The sequence below is a fragment of the Lyngbya sp. CCY1209 genome (assembly GCF_035615495.1).
Classification (GTDB): Bacteria; Cyanobacteriota; Cyanobacteriia; order Cyanobacteriales; family Microcoleaceae; genus Limnospira.
Genome location: NZ_JAJENU010000344.1, coordinates 1 through 3,354, shown reverse-complemented (window position 1 = coordinate 3,354; position 3,354 = coordinate 1). Strand labels below are relative to the sequence as shown.

Genomic DNA, 3,354 nt, shown 5'->3' with positions numbered 1-3,354 from the left:
ACTCAAGCCGCCGTTCGTTTTTCCTCCCTGCTCTAAAGAGACAGAGCTTCCAAACGTATCGGAGATTTTACGTGAAGAAAACGGGTGGCTGATGCCACCCGGATTGTTTTACAAGACGCCTTTGGAACTCGGTATCTGGTGCATCCGCCGGGGGTCGAACTCCACCGCCATCCGCAGCGATCGCGCGAAGGCCTTGAACGCCGCTTCGATGATGTGGTGGGAGTTGATCCCGTCCAACTGGCGCAGGTGCAGGGTCATCAGGCTATTGTTGGCGACGGCCACGAAAAATTCCCGCACCAACTGGGTGTCGTAGGTTCCCACCCGCTGGGTCGGGATCTCCAAACCGTAGGTCAGGTGGGGTCGGCCCGAAAAGTCGAGGGCGACCTGCACCAGGGCCTCGTCGAGGGGGGCGACGAAATGTCCGAACCGGACGATGCCCTTGCGATCGCCCAGGGCCTTCGCCAAGGCCTGCCCGAAGGCGATGCCCACGTCTTCGTTGGTGTGGTGGTCGTCAATTTCGATATCCCCCACGGCTTTGATCTCCAAATCCAACAGGCCGTGGGAGGCGATTTGGTGCAACATATGGTCGAGGAAGGGGATTCCCGTCGCCGCGTGGCAGATCCCCGTCCCGTCCAAATTCACCGTCACGGAGACGTCCGTTTCCCCGGTGGTGCGCTTCACCGCAGCGGTGCGGGCCGGGAGGGTGTCGGGAATTGAAGTCGATGCGCGATCGCGAGTCTGCATGATATTTAACTGAATGATCGTTTAAAACCGTCGGGAGAATCGGGGCCGGTGCCCCGTCCGCCGGCACTACATCCCCATGATGCAGTAACCCGAATCGACGTAGAGAATCTGGCCGGTGATCCCGCTCGACAGGTCGCTGCACAGGAAGGCCGCCGTATTGCCCACCTCCGTCTGGGTGACGGTGCGGCGCAGCGGCGCGACCTCCTCGACGTGGCGGATCATGTCCGTGATCCCCCCCACGGCCGAGGAGGCCAGAGTTCGGATCGGCCCCGATGAAATTCCGTTCACCCGCACCCCCTGGGGTCCCATCTCCGCAGCCAGGTAGCGGACGTTCATTTCCAAGGCGGCTTTGGCAATGCCCATGACATTGTAGTTGGGGACGACCCGCACGCCGCCCAAATAGCTGAGGGTGACGATGCTCCCTCCTTCAGCCATCAGCGGTTTGGCGGCTGCGCTCAACTGCACCAGGGAGTAAGCGCTGATGTCGAGGGCGCGGGTGAAGCCCTCCCGGGACACGGCGCTGAAGTCCCCCGAGAGTTCCTCCTTGCCCGCGAAGGCCAGAGAGTGGATCAAAATGTCCAACTTGCCCCACTTCTGTCGCACCGCCGCGAATAAAGACTCGACCAACCCGTCATCTTGGACGTTGCAGGGCATGATCAGCGACGGATTCAGGGGTTCGACGAGATTCCGAACCTTTTTCTCGAACCGCCCCTTCTCGTCCGGGAGGTAGGTGATCCCCAATTGGGCACCAGCCTGGTGAAGCTGCTGGGCAATGCCCCAAGCGATCGAGCGATCGTTGGCAATGCCGGTAACTAATGCGTTTTTTCCGTTTAAATCCAACATGGTAGATTATTTTATCTGAAAAATCGAGTCCGATTGACTCTCCATTTCCGAACCCGTCGCCGCCCGACTTCAAAAGCCGAGCATTTGGTGTTAAAATCCCGGTGGCAAAGCGTCCGAATCAATTGAGGGAGCCAGGATGGGGATGCCCCAGTGGAGTTTTGAGCCGGATTCGGGCCGCCGGGACAGACCGGAGCGATGTCAAACCCCAGACCGGTTTGAACGGAGGATCGGGGATGCTCGCCGGGGAGTCTGGGGAACTGAGGTGAGTTGCTCTCAAGCCCGTCGGCCTCAGTTGTGAGACTTCGGAATCTCCCGTTATAATCTTTGATTTAACGGTGAGAGGATGTCAAGAGCGATCGCGATTCTGCTCCCGACTCAATTTCTATCCGCCGGACATCTCGCTCGCAGTCAATGCACGCCGGAGAGCGAATCGCCGGATTCATCCCCAACCCGGGGCTCGCAGGCGGCTCGGTCTGGGCATCGTCCGACACCACCGGCTCCCGGGGACGTTTCAATTCCCTGTTCGCGACGGGAGGAAAAACTCGAAACCGTCCGGTGCCGGCCACCCATTCTTTAGATTTCCTGTGGAAAATGCACCGGAAGGGGTCAGATCGAGTTGACTGGTTATAGTTCCCCCGCCCGTTCGAGATCCCGGCTCACAATTCTGGGGGATCTGGGGCGGGGCGCGACGATAACCCGACGATAAAAAAGAGTACAACTAGGGCAGTGGTTCAGTGGAAGGGATCGGGTCAGTGACGTATGATAGACCGTTGGCATCAGTGTTCCGTCAAATTGGCGGCGGGGCATTTCCCCCCGTGGTGGAAAGTTTTGAACGGGGTAAGACCATCTTTTTCCCCGGCGATCCCGCCGAGCGCGTTTATGTATTGATCAAGGGTGCGGTGAAGCTGTCCCGGGTTTACGAGGCGGGAGAGGAAATTACAGTCGCCCTGCTGCGGGAAAATAGCGTTTTTGGCGTCCTCTCACTGATTACGGGCCACAAATCCGACCGGTTTTACCATGCCGTGGCGTTCACGCCGGTGGAACTGTTGTCGGTGCCCATCGAGCAGGTGGAAAAGGCGCTCAAGAGCGATCCCGATCTGTCGATGATCATGTTGCGGGGCCTCTCGTCCCGGATTCTGCAAACGGAAATGATGATCGAGACATTGGCGCACCGGGACATGGGGTCGAGATTGGTCAGCTTCCTGCTGATTTTGTGCCGGGATTTCGGGGTTCCCGGCCGGGAAGGGATTCGGATCGACCTGAAACTCTCCCACCAGGCGATCGCGGAGGCGATCGGCTCCACCCGCGTCACCGTGACTCGGCTGTTGGGGGACCTGCGCCAAAAAAATATGATCTCGATTCACAAAAAGAAAATAACAGTCCACAACCCCGTCACCTTGAGCCAACAGTTCACCTGAACGGGTTTGACCCCGGGGGTGACGGGCCTGCGGGAGACATCCGAAAAAATGGCGAGCCGCAGAAATTCGTCGCACAATGGAGAGGTAGGGTGCGATTCGTTCGGGAATGAAATCGGGCTGAAATGCCTGAAATAACCTCCCGGTGGGGCTTTCACTCCCCTGAGTGAATATAAGGGACTCATCCCTGACCAGCCCTATAACTATCCATAGGTTCCAAAGTTTGGTATCACAAGATTCCAAATGAGGTTGGAACTCTCAGGGTCAAAGGGAAGATCGACCACATCATTCCTAAATGCCTCGGCGGAAAGGATGATTACAAGAACCTCCAACTGCTGCACCGCCACTGTCA

4 protein-coding genes are annotated in these 3,354 nt (G+C 58.1%); 2 read left to right on the top strand and 2 right to left on the bottom strand.

All coding sequences use genetic code 11. The features are described 5' to 3' along the window. Window positions 1–108 precede the first annotated feature (108 nt). Together hisB and fabI are read right to left on the bottom strand one after the other, a co-directional pair. Window positions 109–744: an imidazoleglycerol-phosphate dehydratase HisB gene (hisB, locus tag LKE08_RS09690; protein ID WP_324704015.1), complete on the bottom strand. Its 636-nt coding sequence runs from the start codon at window positions 742–744 to the stop codon at window positions 109–111. Between the two features lie 66 nt (window positions 745–810). After that, a complete protein-coding gene (gene fabI / locus LKE08_RS09685) occupies window positions 811–1,587 on the bottom strand; it encodes an enoyl-ACP reductase FabI (RefSeq protein WP_324704014.1) in 777 nt (258 codons plus the stop codon). A 752-nt stretch (window positions 1,588–2,339) separates the two neighbouring features. Here fabI and ntcA point away from each other — a divergent pair. Beyond that, window positions 2,340–3,005, top strand: a complete 666-nt coding sequence (ntcA, locus tag LKE08_RS09680) for a global nitrogen regulator NtcA (protein ID WP_324704013.1) — start codon at window positions 2,340–2,342, stop codon at window positions 3,003–3,005. A 206-nt stretch (window positions 3,006–3,211) separates the two neighbouring features. Continuing rightward, a partial coding sequence (locus LKE08_RS29280; protein WP_375341414.1) for an HNH endonuclease occupies window positions 3,212–3,354 on the top strand: 143 nt, incomplete at its 3' end.